Origin of the sequence: Paraburkholderia sp. JPY419 (assembly GCF_050435705.1) — a bacterium.
GTDB classification, from domain to species: domain Bacteria; phylum Pseudomonadota; class Gammaproteobacteria; order Burkholderiales; family Burkholderiaceae; genus Paraburkholderia; species Paraburkholderia youngii.
Genome location: NZ_JBNDKV010000004.1, coordinates 1,931,315 through 1,950,859, shown reverse-complemented (window position 1 = coordinate 1,950,859; position 19,545 = coordinate 1,931,315). Strand labels below are relative to the sequence as shown.

Annotated in this window: 23 protein-coding genes and 1 pseudogene; 16 read left to right on the top strand and 8 right to left on the bottom strand. The window is 64.5% G+C overall.

Going from position 1 to position 19,545, the window contains the following annotated elements:
- Positions 1 to 442 precede the first annotated feature (442 nt).
- Complete coding sequence (locus QFZ91_RS37435) at positions 443 to 1,105, bottom strand: DUF1345 domain-containing protein (RefSeq protein ID WP_176123338.1); 663 nt, start codon at positions 1,103 to 1,105, stop codon at positions 443 to 445.
- A 337-nt stretch (positions 1,106 to 1,442) separates the two neighbouring features.
- Between QFZ91_RS37435 and QFZ91_RS37430 the strand changes: the two genes are divergently transcribed.
- The 4 genes from QFZ91_RS37430 (at position 1,443) to QFZ91_RS37415 (ending at position 6,129) form a co-directional block, all read left to right on the top strand.
- Entirely contained in the window at positions 1,443 to 2,069 is a 627-nt protein-coding gene (locus QFZ91_RS37430; protein ID WP_429570358.1) for a sugar dehydrogenase complex small subunit, read from the top strand.
- Between the two features lie 80 nt (positions 2,070 to 2,149).
- Positions 2,150 to 3,751, top strand: coding sequence for a GMC family oxidoreductase (locus tag QFZ91_RS37425; RefSeq protein ID WP_429570357.1), 1,602 nt, complete (start codon positions 2,150 to 2,152; stop codon positions 3,749 to 3,751).
- A 20-nt stretch (positions 3,752 to 3,771) separates the two neighbouring features.
- Entirely contained in the window at positions 3,772 to 5,202 is a 1,431-nt protein-coding gene (locus QFZ91_RS37420; protein WP_429570356.1) for a cytochrome c, read from the top strand.
- A gap of 189 nt (positions 5,203 to 5,391) precedes the next feature.
- Complete coding sequence (locus QFZ91_RS37415; protein ID WP_255208723.1) at positions 5,392 to 6,129, top strand: metallophosphoesterase; 738 nt, start codon at positions 5,392 to 5,394, stop codon at positions 6,127 to 6,129.
- A gap of 37 nt (positions 6,130 to 6,166) precedes the next feature.
- Here QFZ91_RS37415 and QFZ91_RS37410 read toward each other — a convergent pair whose 3' ends face one another.
- On the bottom strand, positions 6,167 to 6,868 hold the full coding sequence (locus QFZ91_RS37410) for an RES family NAD+ phosphorylase (RefSeq protein ID WP_429570355.1): 702 nt from the start codon (positions 6,866 to 6,868) through the stop codon (positions 6,167 to 6,169).
- A complete protein-coding gene (locus tag QFZ91_RS37405; protein ID WP_018424156.1) occupies positions 6,865 to 7,227 on the bottom strand; it encodes an MbcA/ParS/Xre antitoxin family protein in 363 nt (120 codons plus the stop codon). The genes QFZ91_RS37410 and QFZ91_RS37405 overlap by 4 nt, the downstream gene beginning before the upstream one ends.
- Before the next feature lie 186 nt (positions 7,228 to 7,413).
- On the opposite strand from QFZ91_RS37405, the gene QFZ91_RS37400 reads away from it, so the two are divergent.
- Positions 7,414 to 8,040, top strand: a complete 627-nt coding sequence (locus QFZ91_RS37400) for a hypothetical protein (RefSeq protein WP_429570354.1) — start codon at positions 7,414 to 7,416, stop codon at positions 8,038 to 8,040.
- A 44-nt stretch (positions 8,041 to 8,084) separates the two neighbouring features.
- On the opposite strand, the gene QFZ91_RS37395 is transcribed toward QFZ91_RS37400, so the two are convergent.
- Positions 8,085 to 8,936 carry a LysR family transcriptional regulator gene (locus QFZ91_RS37395; protein ID WP_429570353.1) on the bottom strand — a complete coding sequence of 284 codons (852 nt, stop codon included), beginning with the start codon at positions 8,934 to 8,936 and terminating at the stop codon, positions 8,085 to 8,087.
- Positions 8,937 to 9,034: 98 nt separating this feature from the next.
- On the opposite strand from QFZ91_RS37395, the gene QFZ91_RS37390 reads away from it, so the two are divergent.
- From QFZ91_RS37390 to QFZ91_RS37350, 9 genes and pseudogenes are all read left to right on the top strand, one after another.
- The gene (locus QFZ91_RS37390) at positions 9,035 to 9,424 is read left to right on the top strand and encodes a tautomerase family protein (protein WP_429570352.1); all 390 of its coding nucleotides are present in this window, start codon (positions 9,035 to 9,037) and stop codon (positions 9,422 to 9,424) included.
- A 174-nt stretch (positions 9,425 to 9,598) separates the two neighbouring features.
- Positions 9,599 to 9,931, top strand: a complete 333-nt coding sequence (locus tag QFZ91_RS37385) for an ArsR/SmtB family transcription factor (protein ID WP_176378893.1) — start codon at positions 9,599 to 9,601, stop codon at positions 9,929 to 9,931.
- Between the two features lie 13 nt (positions 9,932 to 9,944).
- Positions 9,945 to 10,439 carry an arsenate reductase ArsC gene (locus QFZ91_RS37380; protein WP_429570351.1) on the top strand — a complete coding sequence of 165 codons (495 nt, stop codon included), beginning with the start codon at positions 9,945 to 9,947 and terminating at the stop codon, positions 10,437 to 10,439.
- An 18-nt stretch (positions 10,440 to 10,457) separates the two neighbouring features.
- Positions 10,458 to 11,525 (top strand): ACR3 family arsenite efflux transporter, encoded by a 1,068-nt coding sequence (gene arsB, locus QFZ91_RS37375; RefSeq protein WP_429570350.1) that lies wholly within the window; start codon positions 10,458 to 10,460, stop codon positions 11,523 to 11,525.
- 34 nt (positions 11,526 to 11,559) lie between these two features.
- Positions 11,560 to 11,640, top strand: a pseudogene (locus QFZ91_RS37370) (arsenate reductase (glutaredoxin)); the annotation flags it as partial.
- Complete coding sequence (arsH, locus tag QFZ91_RS37365) at positions 11,618 to 12,355, top strand: arsenical resistance protein ArsH (protein WP_429570349.1); 738 nt, start codon at positions 11,618 to 11,620, stop codon at positions 12,353 to 12,355. The pseudogene QFZ91_RS37370 and the gene arsH, both read left to right, overlap by 23 nt.
- A gap of 104 nt (positions 12,356 to 12,459) precedes the next feature.
- Positions 12,460 to 13,455 (top strand): FAD-dependent oxidoreductase, encoded by a 996-nt coding sequence (locus QFZ91_RS37360; RefSeq protein ID WP_429570348.1) that lies wholly within the window; start codon positions 12,460 to 12,462, stop codon positions 13,453 to 13,455.
- Positions 13,456 to 13,506: 51 nt separating this feature from the next.
- The gene (locus tag QFZ91_RS37355) at positions 13,507 to 13,806 is read left to right on the top strand and encodes a hypothetical protein (RefSeq protein ID WP_429570347.1); all 300 of its coding nucleotides are present in this window, start codon (positions 13,507 to 13,509) and stop codon (positions 13,804 to 13,806) included.
- A 49-nt stretch (positions 13,807 to 13,855) separates the two neighbouring features.
- Entirely contained in the window at positions 13,856 to 15,106 is a 1,251-nt protein-coding gene (locus tag QFZ91_RS37350; protein WP_429570346.1) for an MFS transporter, read from the top strand.
- On the opposite strand, the gene QFZ91_RS37345 is transcribed toward QFZ91_RS37350, so the two are convergent.
- Complete coding sequence (locus tag QFZ91_RS37345) at positions 15,103 to 15,351, bottom strand: hypothetical protein (protein WP_429570345.1); 249 nt, start codon at positions 15,349 to 15,351, stop codon at positions 15,103 to 15,105. The two genes, QFZ91_RS37350 and QFZ91_RS37345, sit on opposite strands and share 4 nt — an antisense overlap.
- A 142-nt stretch (positions 15,352 to 15,493) precedes the next feature.
- Here QFZ91_RS37345 and QFZ91_RS37340 point away from each other — a divergent pair, with 142 nt between their 5' ends.
- Positions 15,494 to 16,195 (top strand): SDR family NAD(P)-dependent oxidoreductase, encoded by a 702-nt coding sequence (locus QFZ91_RS37340; RefSeq protein WP_429570344.1) that lies wholly within the window; start codon positions 15,494 to 15,496, stop codon positions 16,193 to 16,195.
- A gap of 85 nt (positions 16,196 to 16,280) precedes the next feature.
- Positions 16,281 to 17,126 carry a TOBE domain-containing protein gene (locus tag QFZ91_RS37335; RefSeq protein ID WP_429570343.1) on the top strand — a complete coding sequence of 282 codons (846 nt, stop codon included), beginning with the start codon at positions 16,281 to 16,283 and terminating at the stop codon, positions 17,124 to 17,126.
- Positions 17,127 to 17,189: 63 nt separating this feature from the next.
- Here QFZ91_RS37335 and QFZ91_RS37330 read toward each other — a convergent pair whose 3' ends face one another.
- The 3 genes from QFZ91_RS37330 to modA are packed head-to-tail and all read right to left on the bottom strand — an operon-like array spanning position 17,190 to position 19,371.
- Entirely contained in the window at positions 17,190 to 17,900 is a 711-nt protein-coding gene (locus QFZ91_RS37330) for a sulfate/molybdate ABC transporter ATP-binding protein (RefSeq protein ID WP_429570342.1), read from the bottom strand.
- 1 nt (position 17,901) lies between these two features.
- Positions 17,902 to 18,576, bottom strand: coding sequence for a molybdate ABC transporter permease subunit (gene modB / locus QFZ91_RS37325; protein ID WP_429570341.1), 675 nt, complete (start codon positions 18,574 to 18,576; stop codon positions 17,902 to 17,904).
- A gap of 21 nt (positions 18,577 to 18,597) precedes the next feature.
- On the bottom strand, positions 18,598 to 19,371 hold the full coding sequence (gene modA, locus QFZ91_RS37320; RefSeq protein ID WP_429570340.1) for a molybdate ABC transporter substrate-binding protein: 774 nt from the start codon (positions 19,369 to 19,371) through the stop codon (positions 18,598 to 18,600).
- Positions 19,372 to 19,545: the final 174 nt, after the last annotated feature.

Sequence of the window (19,545 nt, the reverse complement as noted above, 5' to 3'; positions counted from 1 at the left end):
CGATCACAGCGCTCGTTGGGCTTCCCGAGCCGGATACCGCGCGATGCGTCAGCGGGGGCACGTATTGGTCAATGTAGTGCAAAGATCGTCACCCCGCTGGCCAGTCGCGGGTGCTTTCGCGCCAGACGCCGGTCCGGTGGGACTGGTCGTCACTCGTCGCCGAAAGGGAGCAAACCATGTGCCAACGCGGCGGCCCGCTAGCGGGAAAAGGGGGAGGTTACGTTGAGATGGCGGGTGCCGAAGGTGCGCGCCCGCACGGAGCGCGCGCGATTAAGCGGGCATTGTTACGCACGCTGCGGCTGGCGCGGCATGTAAAACGGGACGACGCGGGTCGGATTTACACAGACGGACGCGCGCAGCCAGGGTGACGCTCGCGTGGCAGCTATGTGGCACGCGCGTGGCATTCGCATGAAATTCATCCGAGCCCCGCGCAATGGCCGAGTCACGAACCCAGCAGCCCCGCCGCGATGTTCACGCACAAGCCGAGCACCGCGACGTTGAAGTAGAACGACAGGACCGATTGCGCCAGTGTCGCGCGACGAATTTCGCGCGAACGCAGCACCACGTCGGAGGTCTGCGACGCGACCGCGATCGTGAACGAGTAGTACAGGAAGTCCCAGTAGTTCGGCAGTAAATGATGATCGGGAAATTTCAACGCGGTCTCTTTCGCGTCGGTGCCGTAGTAGAGGCGCGCGTAGTGCAGCGTGAAGATCGTCGGAATCAGAAACCATGCGCCGATCAGCGTCAGACCGGTCAGCAGGTAGTGCCAGAAGGTCGTTGCGCCGCCCGAGCCCTTGGCCGTCGCGAGTTCGAGCACGATCGCGGCGATGCTTGCGATCGTCGCGACGCAGATCACGACCAGCACGACGCCCGCGTTTTCGTCGTCGCGTATCGCGCGTTCGCGCACGCGGTGCTCGTCGGCGAGAGCCATGTGCACCCAGATCATCAGCAGGTAGCTCCAGATGGCGGCGTCCCAGCCGATCAGTGTGCGCGCCATCGGGCTCGTATGATCGGGCACGAGGAACGCGACGACGATCCCGATCACGAGGCCGATCACCGTGCGGGGCCGATTGCGAAGAACTTGCGGATAGTAGTTGATGGACATGAGTCGAGATGGACGACAAAGTGTAGGGCAGTCGGTGTCGCTGATTCTACGCGTGCAACGAGGACCGATTGTCGAATGGTGGGTCACAGGCTATAGTCTTTCGCAGCGGCCTTGCGCGCCGCTTTCAGTTGAAAGGCGATTGGCAGAAAACGGCAGCACTCGTTGCGCTCATGCATACAGCGCCACACAGGCGGCGCGCGTGAATCGCGCGCACGGATTCGAGACCGCTGAAGCGGCGTCAGACCAGGTTTGGGGAAGAGCAAACGAAGCGGCACGCGAACGGCATCATGCCTTCCCCGCGCAGCTCGTCGAGAACGACTCATCATCTGGAGCCCCCATGACAGATGTTCCTGAGGATAAAGATGCGCATCCCCACATGACGCATCGGCAAGGAGCGAAGTCCTATCGCAGTGCCACGCGTTTCACCGGTTTGTCCCCGTCGTTTTCCGCTTCGCGCAGGGCGTGGGTGCTCGGTTCGTGCGCGGCGGCCGCGGCGCTCGCGTTCGCCGGCGCGAGCCGTTCGCTGTCGTGGATCGCGCCCGCGTTCGCCGCTACGGCGCCAGCCGGCGGCGGACTCGATGCCTTCCTCGCGCTTTCGCAACACCTCACCGGCCGTAGCAGTTTCGACACCGTGCTCGGCCAGCGTGTCTACGATGCGCTGTCGCGTGCCGATAAGCAGTTCGCGCAGAACGTCGCCGCGCTGAACACCTGGCTGCAAGGCCACGGCGGCGTGCCGTCCGATACCGTCACGCAGGCGCTGCAGAGCGACCAGCCCGCGCTCGCAAAAGCGGTCGGCGCGATCATGCGCGCGTGGTATCTCGGACTCGTCGGCGACATGCCGCACGTCCAGGTGATCGCGTATGAAAAGGCGCTGATGTTCGCGCCTGTGCAAGACGTGCTCACGATTCCCTCCTATTGCCGCGACGTGCCGTTCTACTGGACGCAGAAGCCGCTGCAGGCGTAAGCCGCGCGGGCTCGCCAGCGGGCCACGCCAGCAGCGCACGAACCAAGCCCGCAACAGGCAGAGCACCGGAGAGAGAAACGATGGCAAACACACAATCCGCCGATATCGTCGTGGTCGGCTCGGGCGTCGCCGGCAGTCTCGTTGCGCATCAGCTGGCACTGGCGGGCGCGTCGGTGATCCTGCTCGAAGCTGGGCCGCGCATTGCGCGCTGGCAGATCGTCGAGAACTTCCGCAATTCGCCGGCCAAGTCCGACTTCGCGACGCCGTATCCGTCGACGCCTTACGCGCCGCATCCCGAATACGCGCCCGCGAACAACTACCTGATCCAGAAGGGCGATTATCCGTACAACTCACAATACGTGCGGCTCGTCGGCGGCACGACGTGGCACTGGGCGGCCGCCGCGTGGCGGCTGCTGCCGTCGGACTTCCAGTTGCACAAGCTGTATGGCGTCGGGCGCGACTGGCCGTATCCGTACGAAGCGCTCGAGCCGTGGTACGTGGCCGCCGAAGTGCAGCTCGGCGTGTCCGGTCCGGATAGTTCGATCGATCTCGGCTCGCCGCGCTCGAAGCCCTATCCGATGCAGCAGTTGCCGCTGTCGTACATGGATCAGCGTTTCAGCGACGTGCTCAACGCGCAGGGCTTCAAGGTCGTGCCCGAACCGGTTGCGCGCAACAGCCGGCCGTACGATGCGCGGCCGACCTGCTGCGGCAACAACAACTGCATGCCGATCTGCCCGATCGCCGCGATGTACAACGGCGTGATCCATGCGGAGAAAGCCGAGCAGGCCGGTGCGAAGCTGATTCCCGAAGCGGTCGTGTATCGCATCGAAGCGGACGACAAAGGGCACATCAGCGCGGTCCACTACAAGGACCCCAACGGCAATAGCACACGCGTCACCGGCAAGCTGTTCGTGCTCGCGGCGAACGGCATCGAAACGCCGAAGCTGATGCTGATGTCGACCTCGGAAAAATTCCCGCACGGCGTCGGCAACAGCTCCGATCAGGTCGGCCGCAATCTGATGGACCATCCGGGCACCGGCGTCACGTTTCTCGCCAACGAACCGCTGTGGCCCGGCCGCGGCCCGATGGAGATGACCTCGATCGTCAACTTCCGCGACGGTGCGTTCCGCTCCGACTACGCGTCGAAGAAGCTGCATCTGTCGAACGGCGTGCCGACTATGGGCGTTACCGCCGATCTGCTGAAAAAAGGCCTGACCGGCGCCGAGCTCGACCGGCAGATTCGCGACCGCGCGGCACGCACGCTGAGCATCAACAGCTTTCACGAACATCTGCCGGAGCCGCAGAACCGCATCGTGCCGTCGGCGGATCACAAGGACGCGCTCGGCATTGCGCAGCCCGAGATCTACTACTCGATCAACGACTACGTGAAAAAGAGCGCCGCCGATACGCACGAACAGTATGCGAAGATCGCGGCGCTATTCGGCGGCACCGAAGTCTCGTTCGACGACAGCTTCGCGCCGAACAATCACATCATGGGCACGACGATCATGGGCAGCGATGCGGCGAGTTCGGTCGTCGACGCGGACTGCCGCACGCACGATCATGCGAACCTGTTCATCGCCAGCAGCGGCGTGATGCCTACCGCCGCATCGGTGAACTGCACGCTGACGATCGCGGCCTTGTCGCTGAAGCTGGCCGACAAGCTGAAGCGCGAAATTTGAGCGCTGACCGGAGAGCCACAATGCTGAAGAACACCTCTCGCGTACAGCTGGATTCTGCGCGGATGCACTTGGCCCAGCGCCGCCGCTTCGGCGGTGCCGCGCTCGCGGCCGCGTTTTCGCTGTTCGCGCTGTCGATTGCGTGGCACGAGTCGCACGGCCCGGACGCGGTTTCGACCGACGAAATGCCGATCACCCAGGCGCGCGCCGACGACGCGGCGCAGGCGTCGGACGGCGGCCGGGCCACGCTCGACGGCAGCGCCGCGAATGGCGAACTCGTGAAGCGCGGCCAATACCTGACCCGTGCCGCCGATTGCGCGGCCTGTCATACGGCCGACAAGTCGCGCCCATTCGCGGGCGGCCTGCCGATCGGCACACCGTTCGGCACGATCGTGACGCCCAACATCACGCCCGATCCCGACACCGGCATCGGCCGATGGAGCGACGCCGATTTCATGCGCGCGATGCACGAAGGCATCGGCAAGGGCGGCGAGCGGCTCTATCCGGCGTTCCCGTACACGGCCTACACGCGCGTGACCAAGGAGGACGTGCTCGCGATCCGCGCTTATCTGAACACGCTCACGCCGATTCACTACACGCCGCCCGCGAACAGCCTCAAGTTCCCGTTCAATCAGCGCTGGCTGATGGTGTTCTGGAACATGTTCAACTTCACCGAAGGGCGCTTCGTGCCGGACCCGAAGCAGAGCGCCGAATGGAACCGAGGCGCGTATCTGGTCGAAGGGCTCGCGCATTGCGAGGAATGCCATACGCCGCGCAATTTCATGCAGGGTCTGCAGTCCAGCGCGCGTTTCTCCGGTGCGGTGCAGGCCGGCTGGCATGCGTTCAATATCACGCCGGACAAGCTGAGCGGCGTCGGCAGCTGGCGCGACGACGAACTCACGTCATATCTGTCGACCGGCGCGGCGCCGGGCCGCGCGAACGCGGCCGGACCGATGGGCGAAGTGGTCGCGAACAGCACGCAGTATCTGACGCCGGTGGATCTGCGCTCGATCGTCGCATTCTTGCGCTCGGTGCCGGCCGTGAGCGGCGGTGACGCGCGTCCTCGTCATCAATGGGGCAATCCCGCCAACGATGTCGCTGCGCTGCGCGGCACCGCGATCACCGGCGTGAACGGCGCGCAGCTGTTCGTCGCCAATTGCGCGACTTGCCATAACTGGACCGGGCAGGGCGTGGGCGCGAGCGCGCCGGGCGCGTATCCGTCGCTGATCCACAACTCGACGGTCGGCGCGAACGACGCGAACAATCTCGCGTTGGTGATTCTGCACGGCGTGAACCGCACCACCACGCACGCGGACGTGCTGATGCCCGGGTTCGGCGGCCATCTCGACGACGAGCAGATCGCGGCGATCACCAACTACGTGACGAAACAGTTCGGCAATCCGCAGGCGACGATCACGACCGGCCAGGTGGCGAAGCTGCGCACGCTGCAATAACAGGCGAGGCGACTCGGGCGCCGCGGCAGGAGTGACTCGCGAAAATATGCAATCCCGGTAACGCATACCGCGAATGTGTCGTTTCAGCGTCGTTTTTGCGTCGTTCGATGTCTTTCTTGCTCGATGAGGCGTGCGGATACGATAGGCACCCCGCATACGCGGGCGCGTCGGCGGCATTATCATGATGAGATGAATGCCATTCCCGCCAACTTCGTTCAACATCACGACGCCAACGAGGCCGGCCGCGATTTCGTGGTCGGCGATCTGCACGGTTGCGTCGATGCGTTGCGCTACCTCCTGCGTCAGATCGCGTTCGATCCGACGTGCGACCGGTTGTTTTCGGTCGGCGACCTGGTCGATCGGGGCGAGCACTCGGAGCAGGCGCTCGCGCTGCTCGCGAAGCCGTGGTTCTATGCGGTGCTCGGCAATCACGAAGACGCGCTGTGCGCGGTCGCCGACGGCCGCTTGCGGCGGCAGTGGTGGTACGGCATCGGCGGCGGGTGGGCGGCCGACGTGCCCGACGAACGTCTGCGTTACTACGCCGAGCATCTGCGCACGCTGCCGCTCGTGCGCGTGATCGGCAGCGGCAAGACGCGCTTCAACGTTCTGCACGCCGAATTTTTCGGCTCGGATGCCGATCTCGACGCGGGCAATTATTCGGCCGAAACGCGCCAGCAATTGCTGTGGGGTCGCGAGCTCGCGCTCGGTCACGGCGATCCGCTGCGGCAGCGCGGGCTGTCGCTGACCTATTGCGGCCATACGCCGGTACGCGACATCACGCAAATCGGCTCGCAGGTGTTCATCGATACCGGCGCGTTCGGGCCGGACGGCACGCTGACGATCGTGCAGCCGCAGGCGCTGCGTCGCTGGTCGATCTCGGTCGAGGCCGCTCGCGCGGAAGGCGCGGCGGAACTGGCCTTGCCTTGAGCGGCTGAAGTCGCCACGCGGCTGCGCCGCTCCTCTGTCACCCGACCTGGTTCAACTCGAACACCATATCCACGCTCGTGCCGTTCCAGTTGTATTCGAGGTATGCCGCGTGATGGCAGTCGCGCAGCAGCGTCGTGCGGAACGCCGCGAGGCATTCGCCGGCGCTGTCGCGCACCGACGGATAGACGATGCCCGGCGCGCCCGCCTCGCGAACCGCGCGCCCGAGCGCCTGGCCGGCAATGTAGTCGTCGGGCGATAGCACGGCTTCATCGAGCTCGGGGTCGCGACGCAAGTCGACCACGCCGCCTTGCGCGACTACCGTGTAAAGACGCATCTGCTGACGCATCGGCGGCTCGGCGGTCGCTTTGAGGAACTGACCGGTGTGATAGCGCGTTTCGGCGATCGCCGTCTCGCGTGAACGCGCACAGTAGAACACCCCATACGTGCCGTCGGAAAAGCGGCTGCCAAGCGGATTCAGATGCGTAAGCGCGGCCATGATCGGCCCGTAGCCCGGCCCGAAGCGGCGCTCCTCGCGCGGCACCAGATCGAGTTCGCCGATTTCGGTGCGCAGTCGGTCGTTGGTCATCGCTTCGAGCGCGTACAGCGCTTCGAAATCTTCCGGCGACGCGACGCGGTCGAACAGGTTGATGGCCGGAAAGCGCGTCGGAATCACACGATACGCGGGCGTCCAGTCGAGCGCGGCGCTGGTCCAGCGGTCCTGCCATTGCGGTTTTGTCACGCCCAGCCGCCTCGCATTGCGTCGAGATACTGGCGCACGGCCACGAGATCGCTGATGTTGCCCGCCAGCATGCGGTCCAGCGCGCGTTTACCGCCGAACGGCGGCGCGCTGTTGGGGCGTTTGACCCAGGTGTCGGCGGCGCTCGGCTGCGGCAGCAGAATCTGCAGCGCCTTGTAGATGCCAAGCAGCAGCGACAGTCGCTCCAGCGTGTCGTGGCTGAGGCGCGCGGTCTCGGGCGTCGCCCTCCACTTGAAGAACGTCGAGCGGCCCGGCTTGCCGAGCAGCACGATCTGCTCGTCGGCGCTCAGGTCCCAGTCGCGCGCGATGTTGAAGAACGCACGCAGGCCCGCCGCGGACATCTGCGTCAGCGTGGGTTCGGAAAGCGATCGTCGCGGCGATGCCTCGGGCGAGGAAATTCGGGCAGCGTGAGCCATTTCGGGTAAGTCCCTATGTGTACTTTTTAATGATATTAGTCCATAAATGGATTTTTGCAAGAGAATATAATCCCGGCTCGTTTTGGCAGTCGTCGATCAGGAGAGCAGCAGATGCGGGTTCGAGCAGTGGCAGCGGCGCTGGCCGTGTGGTGTGTGTCGGAGGCGGCGTTGGCCGCCGGTTATGCGGAAGTATGGAATCCGCCGGAGGCGAGCGGACACGTTACCAGGCAGGCGCACGCGCGGAACCAGCCCGGAGCGGCGAAGGTGAAGGTGACGGCGGCCACACGGAGCGGCGTCAAGCCCAAGGCCGGTGCGCATGCGCAGCAGGCTACCAGGGTCCGGCACGCGGTGCCTCATGTCGCATCGGCCGGCGCGGGCCACGGCGGCGAGCTCGCGGCGCATGGCGGCGGCGTGAAAGTCGCGGCCTCGAGCCAGTACCGGTCGCACGCCACCGTGACCGCGCGGGCCGCGAAGAACGCGCAGCCGCATGTACAACTGGCGCACGCGAAACCGGCTCCGGGTAAGGTCGTGCATGCCGATTTCGCGGCAGCTCACACCGCGCGTCCGCACGTAGACAAAGTCGCGGCCAAGCCGGCGGTTTCCCGTGCGAATCCGGTCAGGCCCGCGGTGCCGACTTCGCCGGATACGTCCGCAAACGTTAGCGACATTGCGCCGATGGGCTCCGCGCCCAATCCGGCGACTGCCAGCAGCGGTTCGCTGCCGCCGATCATCCACTGAGGCCGCTTCGAGCGGTGCGGCGTGGTCCGGCATCGGTCGCCGTGTCACGCCGCGGCGAGGCCGTTTGCGAGCAGCCGCAGCGTTTCCGCCGAGCGGGCCTCGCGCACGCGCGAATGCAGCGTCACACGCGATTCCGGCAGTGCCGGCAGGCCGAGCCGCGCGCCGACGTCGAGCAGACCGCGCGGCGCGACCCGGCGCGCGAGCGGCGACACGGCGAGCCCGGCGGCCACGGCCGCGCCCACCGCCGCCACACCACCACCCACAAATACCTCCTGCCATGCGACCCCCGCCGCTGTGAGTGTGCGCAGCGCGACGTCGCGCACATTACACGGCGGGCTCAATAGCGCGAGCGCCAGCGGCTCATCGAGTCGCGGTAGCCACGTCGGCGTCGCGAGCCAGCCGAGCGGTTCGCTGAACAGCGTCTGCGCGTCGTCGCGCGGTGGTTCGTCGGCGCCGTAGCGGACGATCGCAGCATCGAGCCGGCGTTCGTCGAACTGCGCGAGCAGCGCCGCCGACGTGCCCATGTGCAACTCGACCACCAGACCGGGATCGTGCGCGTTGAGCCGGCCCAGCAGGTGCGGCAGATCAGGCCCCGCGACGTGCTCGCTGAGCCCGAGCACGAGCCGGCGCCGCTCGACCGACAGCGCGCCGAGCGCGCGCTCGTGCGCGTTCAGCAACTCGCGCGCGGCGCCGAGAAACGCGTGGCCGTCGGCGGACAGACGCACCACGCGCGGCGTGCGCTCCAGCAACTGCTTGCCCAGGTGCGCCTCCAGTCGCTTCAGCTTCAGGCTGACGGCCGATTGCGTGGTGTCGAGCGCGTCGGCGGCGCGCGTGAAGCTGCGCAGATCGGCGACCAGCACGAAGGCCGGCACCGCATCGAGATCGAGGACTTTCATTTCAGATGGAAATGGGTGAAATAGGCATGGATATCTGTTTATTATGGTCTAGCGCGCCTAAGCTGTGTTCAACCCAACACCGCAACAAGGAGCCCGTCATGCCGCTCACCCGAATCTCACTGCGCGCCGGCAAGCAGGCCGACTACCGCCAAGCGCTGACCGCCAGTGTTCAGCGCTCGCTGGTGGACACGTTCAACGTGCCGAAGGACGACATGTTCATGCTGATCACAGAGCACACCGCCGACAACATGATCTACGACCGGCAATACCAGAATATCGAGCGCGGCGACGATCTCGTCGTGATCCAGCTGACCGTCAGCAACACACGCTCGGTCGAGCAGAAGAAGGCGCTGTACCGGCGCATCGTCGATGAACTCGGCAGGTCGCCCGGCGTGCGGCCCGAGGATGTGTTCATCAATCTCGTCGAGGTCGAGAAGGAGAACTGGTCGTTTGGGAATGGGATTGCGCAGTACGCCTCTCCGTTGTAGCCACGCATTGGGCGGGCGCAGATGGCTCACATGGGACGCCCGCCGCTTTAGCGCTGACTGGGCGCTATTCACAGCGAAGTCGCCACCCACCCTTGTTCTCCCGATCCGTCGAGCATCACGATCGACATTTCCACAAATCTTGAAATGTCGAAGCCATTGACGTATGCTCCGCCCATGAACCCGAACCTTGCTGTCCGTGCGCTCGGCGCGCTTGCCCATGACTCGCGACTCGCGATCTTCCGTCTTCTGGTTGTCGCGGGCCGCGAAGGCATGCCCGCCGGCGAAATCGGCCAACAGTTGGGTCTTGCGCCGTCGAGCCTGTCGTTCCACCTGAAGGACCTGTCTCACGCCGACCTGGTGAAGTCTCGTCAGGACGGACGCTTCGTCATTTACACGGCAAATTTCGACGCGATGACGGACCTGATCGGTTTTCTCACGGAAAACTGCTGCGCCGGCGCATCCTGCGCCTCAGGCGATATTCCGAACGTCTGCAGCAGCAGACAATGACCGGAACTCCGTCATGACCACCAACGTTCTGATCCTCTGCACCCACAACCCGGCGCGCAGCGTGCTGGGCGAAGGCATGCTCAATCATTGGGCCCAAAAGCTTGGCAAGGATGTCCGCGCCTACAGCGCAGGCAGCGCACCGAGCGGCCGCCTTAACCCGTTCGCTCTGGAAGCGCTCACGAACGCGGGTATCGATACCGCGGGGTATCGCAGTAAAAGCTGGGATGAGTTCGTGGCCCAAGGCGCTCCGCAAATGCGCGTGGTGATCACCGTGTGCGACAGCGCTGTAGCGGAGGAATGTCCGTACTGGCCCGGTAGTCCCGTCAAGGTGCATTGGGGATACGCCGACCCGTCCAATGCACCGGGAGGCGACGAAGGCAAACGGCGGGCGTTCGAGCTGACGCGCCAGGCGATTGGCTATCGCATGCTGCAACTTCTGGCATTGCCCCTGGATACCTTGAACTATGCCGACCTTCAGCAAGCCCTGAACCGCATCCAGCAAAGCTGATTTCCGTCGAACCGTCGAATGAATACCCCAAACATCGCGTCGCCGACACAAGCGTCGAGGCCCGCCATCAGTTTCTTCGAGCGATATCTGACCGTATGGGTCGCGCTGTGCATCGTCGTGGGCATCCTGCTGGGCCAGGTCTTTCCCGGCGTCTTTCAGCACATCGGGCGGATGGAATACGCCCACGTCAACCTCCTGGTCGGACTGCTGATCTGGGTGATGATCATCCCGATGCTCATCAGGGTCGATTTCGGTTCACTGCATGGGGTCCGTCGGCCCGTTAAGGGAATCGGCGTCACGCTTTTCGTGAACTGGCTCGTCAAGCCGTTCTCGATGGCATTTCTGGGCTGGCTGTTCGTCAAGAATCTGTTCGCGCCCATGCTGCCCGCCGACCAGCTCAATAGTTATGTCGCCGGGCTGATCTTGCTGGCCGCCGCGCCGTGTACGGCGATGGTGTTCGTCTGGAGCCGGCTGACTGGTGGCGATCCGTTGTTTACGCTGTCACAGGTCGCCTTGATCGACAGCATCATGATCATCGCCTTTGCGCCACTGGTCGGGCTGCTGCTTGGCATGTCGGCCATTACCGTGCCGTGGGCGACGCTGCTCACATCCGTCCTGCTCTACATCGTCATTCCGGTCATCCTCGCGCAGTTCTTGCGGAAGGCGCTGCTCGCAAAGGGGCCGCAGACATTCGACGCGTTCATGGCGAAGCTGGGCCCCTGGTCCATTACGGCACTGCTGGTGACGCTCGTGCTGCTGTTCGCATTCCAGGGCGAGGCGATCATCAGGCAGCCGCTGGTCATCGTGCTGCTGGCTGTTCCGATCCTGATCCAGGTGTTTTTCAACTCAGCCCTTGCGTACTGGCTCAATCGTGCGGTTGGTGAAAAGCACAACATTGCCTGCCCGTCCGCGCTGATCGGAGCATCCAACTTCTTCGAGCTGGCTGTCGCGACCGCGATTGGTCTGTTCGGCTTCGAATCGGGTGCTGCGCTCGCAACCGTGGTCGGCGTGCTCGTCGAAGTGCCGGTGATGCTGGTCGTAGTGCGCGTCGTGAACCGTTCCAGGAACTGGTACGAATGTGCCTGAATGGCGCCGGGGAAAGTACATGAACCGCGTTACCCTCTTGCCGAACCCTCAGCGCGGACCGTTCCGCAAGGAAGACGGCGAAGTGGTCATCGATGCCGAGGGCAAACGTGTCTGAGCGCATCGTTGATCTACCCCAACTCGACGCGGCGCTGTTTCGCGTACCCGACATCGACCAGTTGCGGCCCGCGACCGCATCGACTCATCCGCCGCGTATCCTGCTGCTCTACGGCTCGCTTCGCGAGCGTTCGTTCAGCCGCCTGCTGACGGAAGAAGCCGCGCGCCTGCTCACGGCGATGGGCGCCGAGGTACGCACGTTCAACCCGAGCGGTCTGCCGCTGCCGGACGATGCACCGGATACCCACCCGAAGGTGGCCGAACTGCGAGAACTGGTGCAATGGTCGGAGGGCATGGTCTGGTGCTCGCCTGAGCGCCACGGTGCGATGACCGGGATCATGAAGTCGCAGATCGACTGGATTCCTCTTTCGGTCGGGGCTGTCCGTCCGACGCAGGGAAAAACGCTCGCGGTAATGCAGGTGAGCGGCGGATCGCAGTCGTTCAACGCGGTAAACCAGATGCGTGTCCTCGGGCGCTGGATGCGCATGTTGACCATTCCCAACCAGTCGTCTGTCGCGAAGGCGTTCCTTGAGTTTGACGAGGCTGGACGCATGAAGCCTTCCTCCTATTTCGACCGTGTCGTGGATGTGATGGAAGAACTGGTCAAGTTCACCTTGCTGACCCGCGACATTGGCCCGTATCTGGTCGACAGATACAGCGAGCGCAAGGAAAGCGCCGAGGAACTGTCGAAACGCGTGAATCAGACTGGCCACTGACTCCGCCATACGCAATCGCTTTGCTCTCGACTACATAGAAACTACCTACTCAGGAGTTAGCCGTGTCTTCATGCTGCCGCCCGAAGAGCGCCTCTGCGCCCCAGATGTCCAAACAACAGTTCGACTCGTTTTCGCCCGCCGCAATCATCGGTGGAGGCCCAGTTGGTCTCGCTGCGGCCGCTCATCTGATCCAGCAAGGGTTGAATCCGGTCATCTTCGAAGCGGAAGAAACGGCAGGCGCTGCGCCGCTGGCCTGGGGCCATGTTCATATGTTTTCGTCGTGGCAGTACAACATCGACCGCGCTTCGCGTGCGTTGCTCGAACGGCAAGGATGGTCGGCACCTGACGCTGACGCCTATCCGACGGGGCGGGAACTGGCCGAGCAGTATCTGCTGCCGCTCGCGCGCACGCCTGAGATTGCTGGTTGTCTGCGTCTTGGCACGCGCGTCACCGGTATCGCCCGCGTTCGCACGGGCAAAGTCAAGAGCGCGCAGCGCGAGCAGCAGCCGTTCGAAATTCGCTTCGAGGAACGCAATGGCGAAGAAGGGCGCTTCGTTGCGGGCGCCGTCATCGTTGCGACGGGCACGTGGGGGAATCCGGCTCCGGCTGGCGCGTCCGGATTGTCGGCTATCGGTGAAAAGGCGGCTCACGCACATATCCGTTACGGCATGCCCGACGTTCTGGGCTCAGACCGTAGCCGTTACGCGGGCAAAAAGGTGCTGGTCATCGGCTCTGGACACTCGGCTATCGGCACGCTGATCGACCTCGCCAAGCTGGCAACGCAGGAGCCTGGCGCGACGCTCGTCTGGGCGATGCGACGCTCGCAGCCAGGTCAGGTCTACGGCGGGGGCGACGCTGACCAGTTGCCGGAGCGCGGCGCACTGGGTCAGCGGCTCAAGCAACTGGTCAACGCGGGTCGCATCGAACTGCTGATGCCGTTTGCCGTCGACGAAATCAGGGTGAACCGTAGTGCCCTCGAGGTTCGGGACGCTGACGGGCGTGCCGTCGAGGTCGACGAAATGATCGTAGCGACGGGGCTTCGACCGGAACTGCAGATCCTGCGAGAAGTCCGTCTCGATCTCGACGCGGCGCTGGAATGACCTCGCGCCCTCGCCCCGCTGATCGATCCGAATCTCCATTCATGCGGCACGGTGCGGCCGCATGGCGCCGAGATACTGGCGCAGCCCGATGCGGGACTCTACATCGCCGGAATGGCTAGCTATGGCCGCGCTCCGACTTTCCTGATGGCGACGGGCTACGAACAGGTGCGCTCCATTGCGGCATGGCTCGCGGGCGACTTCGAGGCCGCGCGTCGCGTCGAACTCGAACTGCCGGAAACGGGTGTATGCAGTACCGACCGTAACGCGAGCGGGTATGACGGCAGCAAGAGTTCTTGCTGTGCGCCTACATCGGCGCCGGTCGCGGAGAAGGCATGTTGCGCGGCGCCTTAACAGGCAGCGTTAATTCAGGGCAAACCGGGGCACAACGGGGGCATAAGAAGTGACAGCGTTCGCGCAGCAGCAGGATCGAGGTTCGATCGCGACGTGGGCACTAGCCACCGCGCAACTCGTTTCGTGGGGAGCGATCTACTACGCGTTCTCGCTCTTTGTCGTACCGATGGAACATGCGCTCGGTTGGAGCCGGACATCGACCAACGCGGCGCTGTCTGTCGGGTTGCTCGTGTCCGGGCTGGCTGCGTATCCGGTCGGCACCTGGATCGACCACGGACACGGCCGGGCCGTCATGGTGGCGGGATCGCTGCTCGCATCCGCAATGCTCGTGATGTGGTCGCAGGCAAACAGCCTGGCGATGCTATTCGTCGCATGGGTGGGCCTCGGCATCTCGATGGCGGCCACGCTGTACGACCCGGTTTTCGCAGTGATCACGCGAAATTATCCGGGCAGCTTCCGCACGAAGATCACGCTGATAACCCTTGTCGCTGGATTCGCGAGCACCGCATTCATTCCGCTCACGCAGTTGCTCATCAATCTGCTGGGGTGGCGTCACGCGCTGCTCGCGCTAGCGGCGATCAATCTCTGCGTCTGCCTGCCCATTCACGCACTGGCGATCCGCGGAAACGACGCGCGCCATGCTGCTGCCGTCGACAAGGGCGCGGTCAAGGCGGTGAACGCCGCGTCCACCCGGCGCGCGCTACGCTCACCGGTGTTCTGGGCGCTCGCGGTGTGCTTTACCGCCTACTACGTCACGTTCGCGGCATTGACGTTTCACCTCGTTCCGCTGATGGCCGAGCGTCATGTCCAACAGTCCACCATCCTGTTGACGATGGCGCTCATCGGCCCGGCTCAAGTTCTCGCGCGTGTTCTGTGGTTCGCATTTGGACGGAACGTCTCTCCGAAAATCGTCGGCTTGGTCATCACGACAGCATTTCCGGTGTCGGTGGTGATCCTGCTGATTGCCGGGGCATCGCCCGTGCTGCTGATCGTTTTCGCGCTGATCTACGGCGGAGCGAACGGCATGATGACCATCCTGCGTGGAACGATTGTGCAGGACGTAATGTGGGTCGAAGGATTTGGCGCGATCAACGGGCTGCTTTCTACGCCGTCCAATATTGCAAAGGGCGTCGCGCCGATTTCGGCCGCGATGATCTGGACAATCGGGCAGAGCTATTTTCCAGTGGAGTGGGCTGTGCTGTTGGTGTCACTGGTTTCTCTGGCGGCGTTTGGCGTGGCAATGGCTTGCGCGCGTCGAACCAATATTTCCGTGAATCCGGTGACGGAGCGGGCCGGCTAGTCCTTACCCCACCGCCAGCGCGGCGGCTCGCCCTTCAGCCAGCACACGACCGCGAGGGCCACGGTCAACAGCGCGACCAGCAACGCGAACATGAGCGGATGACCCGCGGGTTGAAACCGGAAAGCGACCACCCCGAGCAACACGAGATACGCGAGCAGCGTCACCCATCCTTGCCAGCGCACGGGAAAGCCCCAACCCCAGCCATAGCGTTTGGCCGGGAACCAGTATTTATCAGAGGGTGGCATCGCGGTCTCCTGATTCGGGCGTTTGCTCATTGTCGACGATTCACGGTCGATAAGTGCAAGCATTGGATCTTTCGCGCTGTGTCACGCGTGACTATATTTCGTTGACGGGTTTCAACCCGAGTCCATCGACAGGAAACGCTCCATGCAACCCGCAACCGAACAAAAAACCGTGCTTCTGATCGGCGCCTCGCGCGGCCTCGGCTTCGCAATGGTCGAGGAGTACCTGAAACGCGGCTGGCGAGTCATCGCCACCGGCAGGCAAAATTCCACGACCAGGCTTCTGCAGCTAGCGAAGACGTATGCAGCGCTCGAAGTCGAATCGGTCGACATCACGATTCCCGAACAGGTCATCGCACTGCGCAGCCGCCTTGAAGGACGCCCGATCGACATGCTGTTCGTCAATGCCGGCGTCAAGAACGACGATCGTGAAACGATCGCTGACGTATCGACCGACGAATTCGTGCGCGTGATGGTGACCAATGCGTTGAGTCCGATGCGGGTCGTGGAGGCGCTGCAGGATCTCGTCCGGCCGAGCGGCACGATCGGCGTGATGTCGTCGGGGCAGGGCAGCGTCGCCAACAACGAGAACGGCAACTACGAGGTCTATCGCGGCAGCAAGGCCGCGCTGAATATGTTCATGCGCAGTTTTGCCGCGCGTCATCGAAGCGACACCAAAACCTTGCTGCTGATGGCGCCCGGCTGGGTGCGAACCGATCTGGGCGGGCCGGACGCGCGTCTGAGCATCGACGAAAGCATCCCGAACCTGGTCGGCACGATCGACGCGTACCAAGGCCGCGCCGGTTTGCATTACCTCGACTACCTCGGCAAAGTCGTGCCGTGGTGATCGGCAAGCGCAGCGGCCAGTGGCGCAAGAGCGCGTCGCTATAATGATTTTCCGCCCTACCACGTACTTTCGACCGATGTCAGCCATGACCACCGACCGCCCCGATCCTCCGCGCGACGCCCTCGAACTCGGCGGCTCCGTCTGGTTTCAAGCCGGCACCCAGACGCTCGGCGGCGCGGCCCGTATCGCGCTGCTGGCGGCAATCGGCGAGACCGGCTCGATCACGAGCGCGGCGAAGGCGGTCGGCATCAGCTACAAAGGTGCGTGGGATGCCGTCGATACGATGAACAACCTCGCCGGCGAGCCGCTCGTCGTGCGTCTGACCGGCGGTAAGGGCGGCGGCGGCACGACGCTGACGCCGCGCGCGGTGAAACTGATCGACACGTTTCGCGCGGTCGAGCGCGAGCATCGGCGCTTTCTGGAACGCGCCGGCGCGGCGATCGGCGAGGGCTTCGCGACGGACTGGGACCTGATCGGCCGCATCGGCGTGAAGACGAGCGCGCGCAATCAGTTCTACGGCACGGTGTCGGCAATCGAACGCGGCACCGTCAACGACGAAGTGTCGCTCGCGCTGCCCGGCGGCTACACGATCGTCGCCGTGCTCACGCACGAGAGCACCGAAGCGCTCGGGCTCGCGGTCGGCGTGGCGGCGTTTGCGCTGATCAAGGCGTCGTGGGTCGTGCTGCTCGTGGCGGGCGGCGGCGATGGCGATGCGCCGTTGAAGTTATCGGCGCGCAATCAGTTGCGCGGCACCGTGCAGAGCGTGAAGCGCGGTGCGGTCAACGCGGAAGTGTCGCTCGGGCTCGAAGGCGGCGCGGTGATCACCGCGATCGTCACCAATGGCAGCGTCGACACGCTCGGTTTGCAGGAAGGCGCGAGCGCGGTCGCGGTGTTCAAGGCGTCGAGCGTGATACTCGGCGTGAAGGATTGAGGGTTGCCGGGGCGTAGTGGAGGCGCAAGTTAAGCCGCAAAGCGATGGCGCCAAGCCAGCCGTTCAACGAGGTGACGCTTCGCTGCGCGCATACCCGGTAAAAGGATGATCTTCGCGGCCCCGGCCGTCGCTGATCTGCACGACCTGATCGCCGAATGCGGCAACGTCGTCGGGATCGTGCGTGATCAGCACCATCGGAATATCGAGCCGCGTTTGCAAGTCCGATAGCTCGCGCCGCATGCGCTGGCGCAACTGGCTATCCAGCGCGGAAAACGGCTCGTCGAGCAGCAGCAGGCGCGGCTGCGAAACCAGCGCGCGCGCGAGCGCGACCCGCTGCTTCTGACCGCCCGACAGTTGCGCCGGATGATTGCCCGCCACGCCCCTCAATTCGAGCGCGTCGAGCCAGTAATCGACCTCCGTGCGCGCGCCGCGCGCACGCGGATTGAGCCAGCCCCGGTGCAGCCCGAAGCCGATGTTCTGCCGCACGTTCAGATGCGGAAACAGCGCGTAGTCCTGAAACAGATACGCGATCTTGCGCGCCTGCGGCTTCTGATCGATGCCGACCGCGCTATCGAACAAGATGGTGCCGTGCAGTGTGATGGTCCCTTCATCGGGACGCAGCAAGCCGGCGATCGCCTGCAAGGTCAGGCTCTTACCCGCGCCCGAAGGTCCGAACAGCACGAGCCGCTGCGTGTTCGCGCTGAACGCGATGTCGAGCGTGAAGCGCCGTTCGGCGGTCTCGAAAGTCTTGCGGATGGCGACGTTGAGCGGCATGTCAGCGGGCTCTCAGAAGCGTATGCTGCGGCACGAGGCGTCCCGCGAGCAGCAGGATCGTCACGCACGCGACCGAGGTCACGAGCACGAGGAAGTTGGCGGTGCTGTCGTCGCCGGCCTGCACCGCCGAATAGACCGCGACCGACAGTGTCTGCGTGCGGCCCGGCAGATTGCCTGCGACCATCAGCGTCGCGCCGAATTCGCCGAGCGCGCGCGCGAACGCGAGCAGGCCGCCGGCGAGGATGCCGCGCGCCGCGAGCGGCAGCGTCACGCGGAAAAACACCGCGCCCTCGCTGATCCCGAGCGTGCGCGCCGCGTGCTCCAACTGCGGATCGACGCCTTCAAAGGCGGCGCGCGCCGACTTCAGCACGAGCGGAAACGCGACCACCGTCGACGCGATCACCGCGCCCTGCCACGTGAAGACGAGCTGGATGTCGAAGCGGTCGAGCCACGCGCCGATCATGCCGCGTCGGCCGAGCAGCACGAGCAGGTAGTAGCCGAGCACGGTGGGCGGCAGCACCAGCGGCAGCATCAGCAGCGAATCGATCACGTCGCGCGCGCCGGAGCGCCAGCGCGACAGACCGAGCGCCACCGCGACGCCGAGCACGAGATTGAGCGCGGTGGCCCAGCCCGCGACCTTCAGGGACAGCAGCAGCGGCACCCAAGCCTGTTCCATGAGCGCGTGCTCTCCCGTGAATCAATGCGCCGGCCTGAAGCCGTATTTCGCGAGCACCGCCTGGCCGGCCGGCGACAGCACGAAGTCGATAAATGCCTGAGCGTCGGCCGCGTGATGGCTGCCTTCGACCTGCGCAATCGGATAGGTGATCGGCGTTTGCGTCGGCAGGCTCATCGCGACCTTGACTTTGTCGGGCATGATCGCGGCGTCGGTGCCGAACACGAAGCCGGCGTCGACTTCGCCGCGCGCGACGTAATCGAGGCTCTGACGCACGTTCGACGCAAGCACCGCCTTCGCGTTGACCGCGTCCCACACGCCCGCGGCCTGCAGCGCGCCCTGCGTGTAGCGGCCGACCGGCACCGAGGCCGGATCGCCGAATGCGACGCGCTTGACGTTCGCGGTCGTCAGCGCGTTGAGGTTGGCGGGCGCGAGATGACTGTCGGCCGGTACGATCAGCACCAGCGAGTTGGCCGCGAAGTCGCGCCGCGTCGCCGGCACGATCACCTTTTCGGCGGCGGCCCTGTCCATTGCCTTCTGATCGGCGGACGCGAAAACGTCGACGGGCGCGCCTTTGACGATCTGTTGCATCAGCACGTCGGACGCGCCGAAGTTCAGCAGAACCTTCGTGCCTGGATGCTGCTGCTCGAACGCGTCGCCGACCGCCTTGAACGCATTGGTCAGGCTGGCGGCGGCCGAAACCACCAGTTCATCGGCGTGCGCATTCACGCTGACCATGACGGAGGCGGCGGCTGCAACGCACAGCGCGTATTGCTTCAGATGGCGAGAGAGGGTCATGGCGGACCTGAAGTCGGACTAGAACGGGAAGCAGTGGCCTGAAAACTCTATCGTAATATATGCGCGGTTATAGCGGTGGGCGAAACGACCGATTCGGCGTTGCGTTTCACGCATGGCGCGAGCGCAGGCGAGATGTTACGAAACTGTAAAAGGAAGCTCGAAAACGCGCCGGAA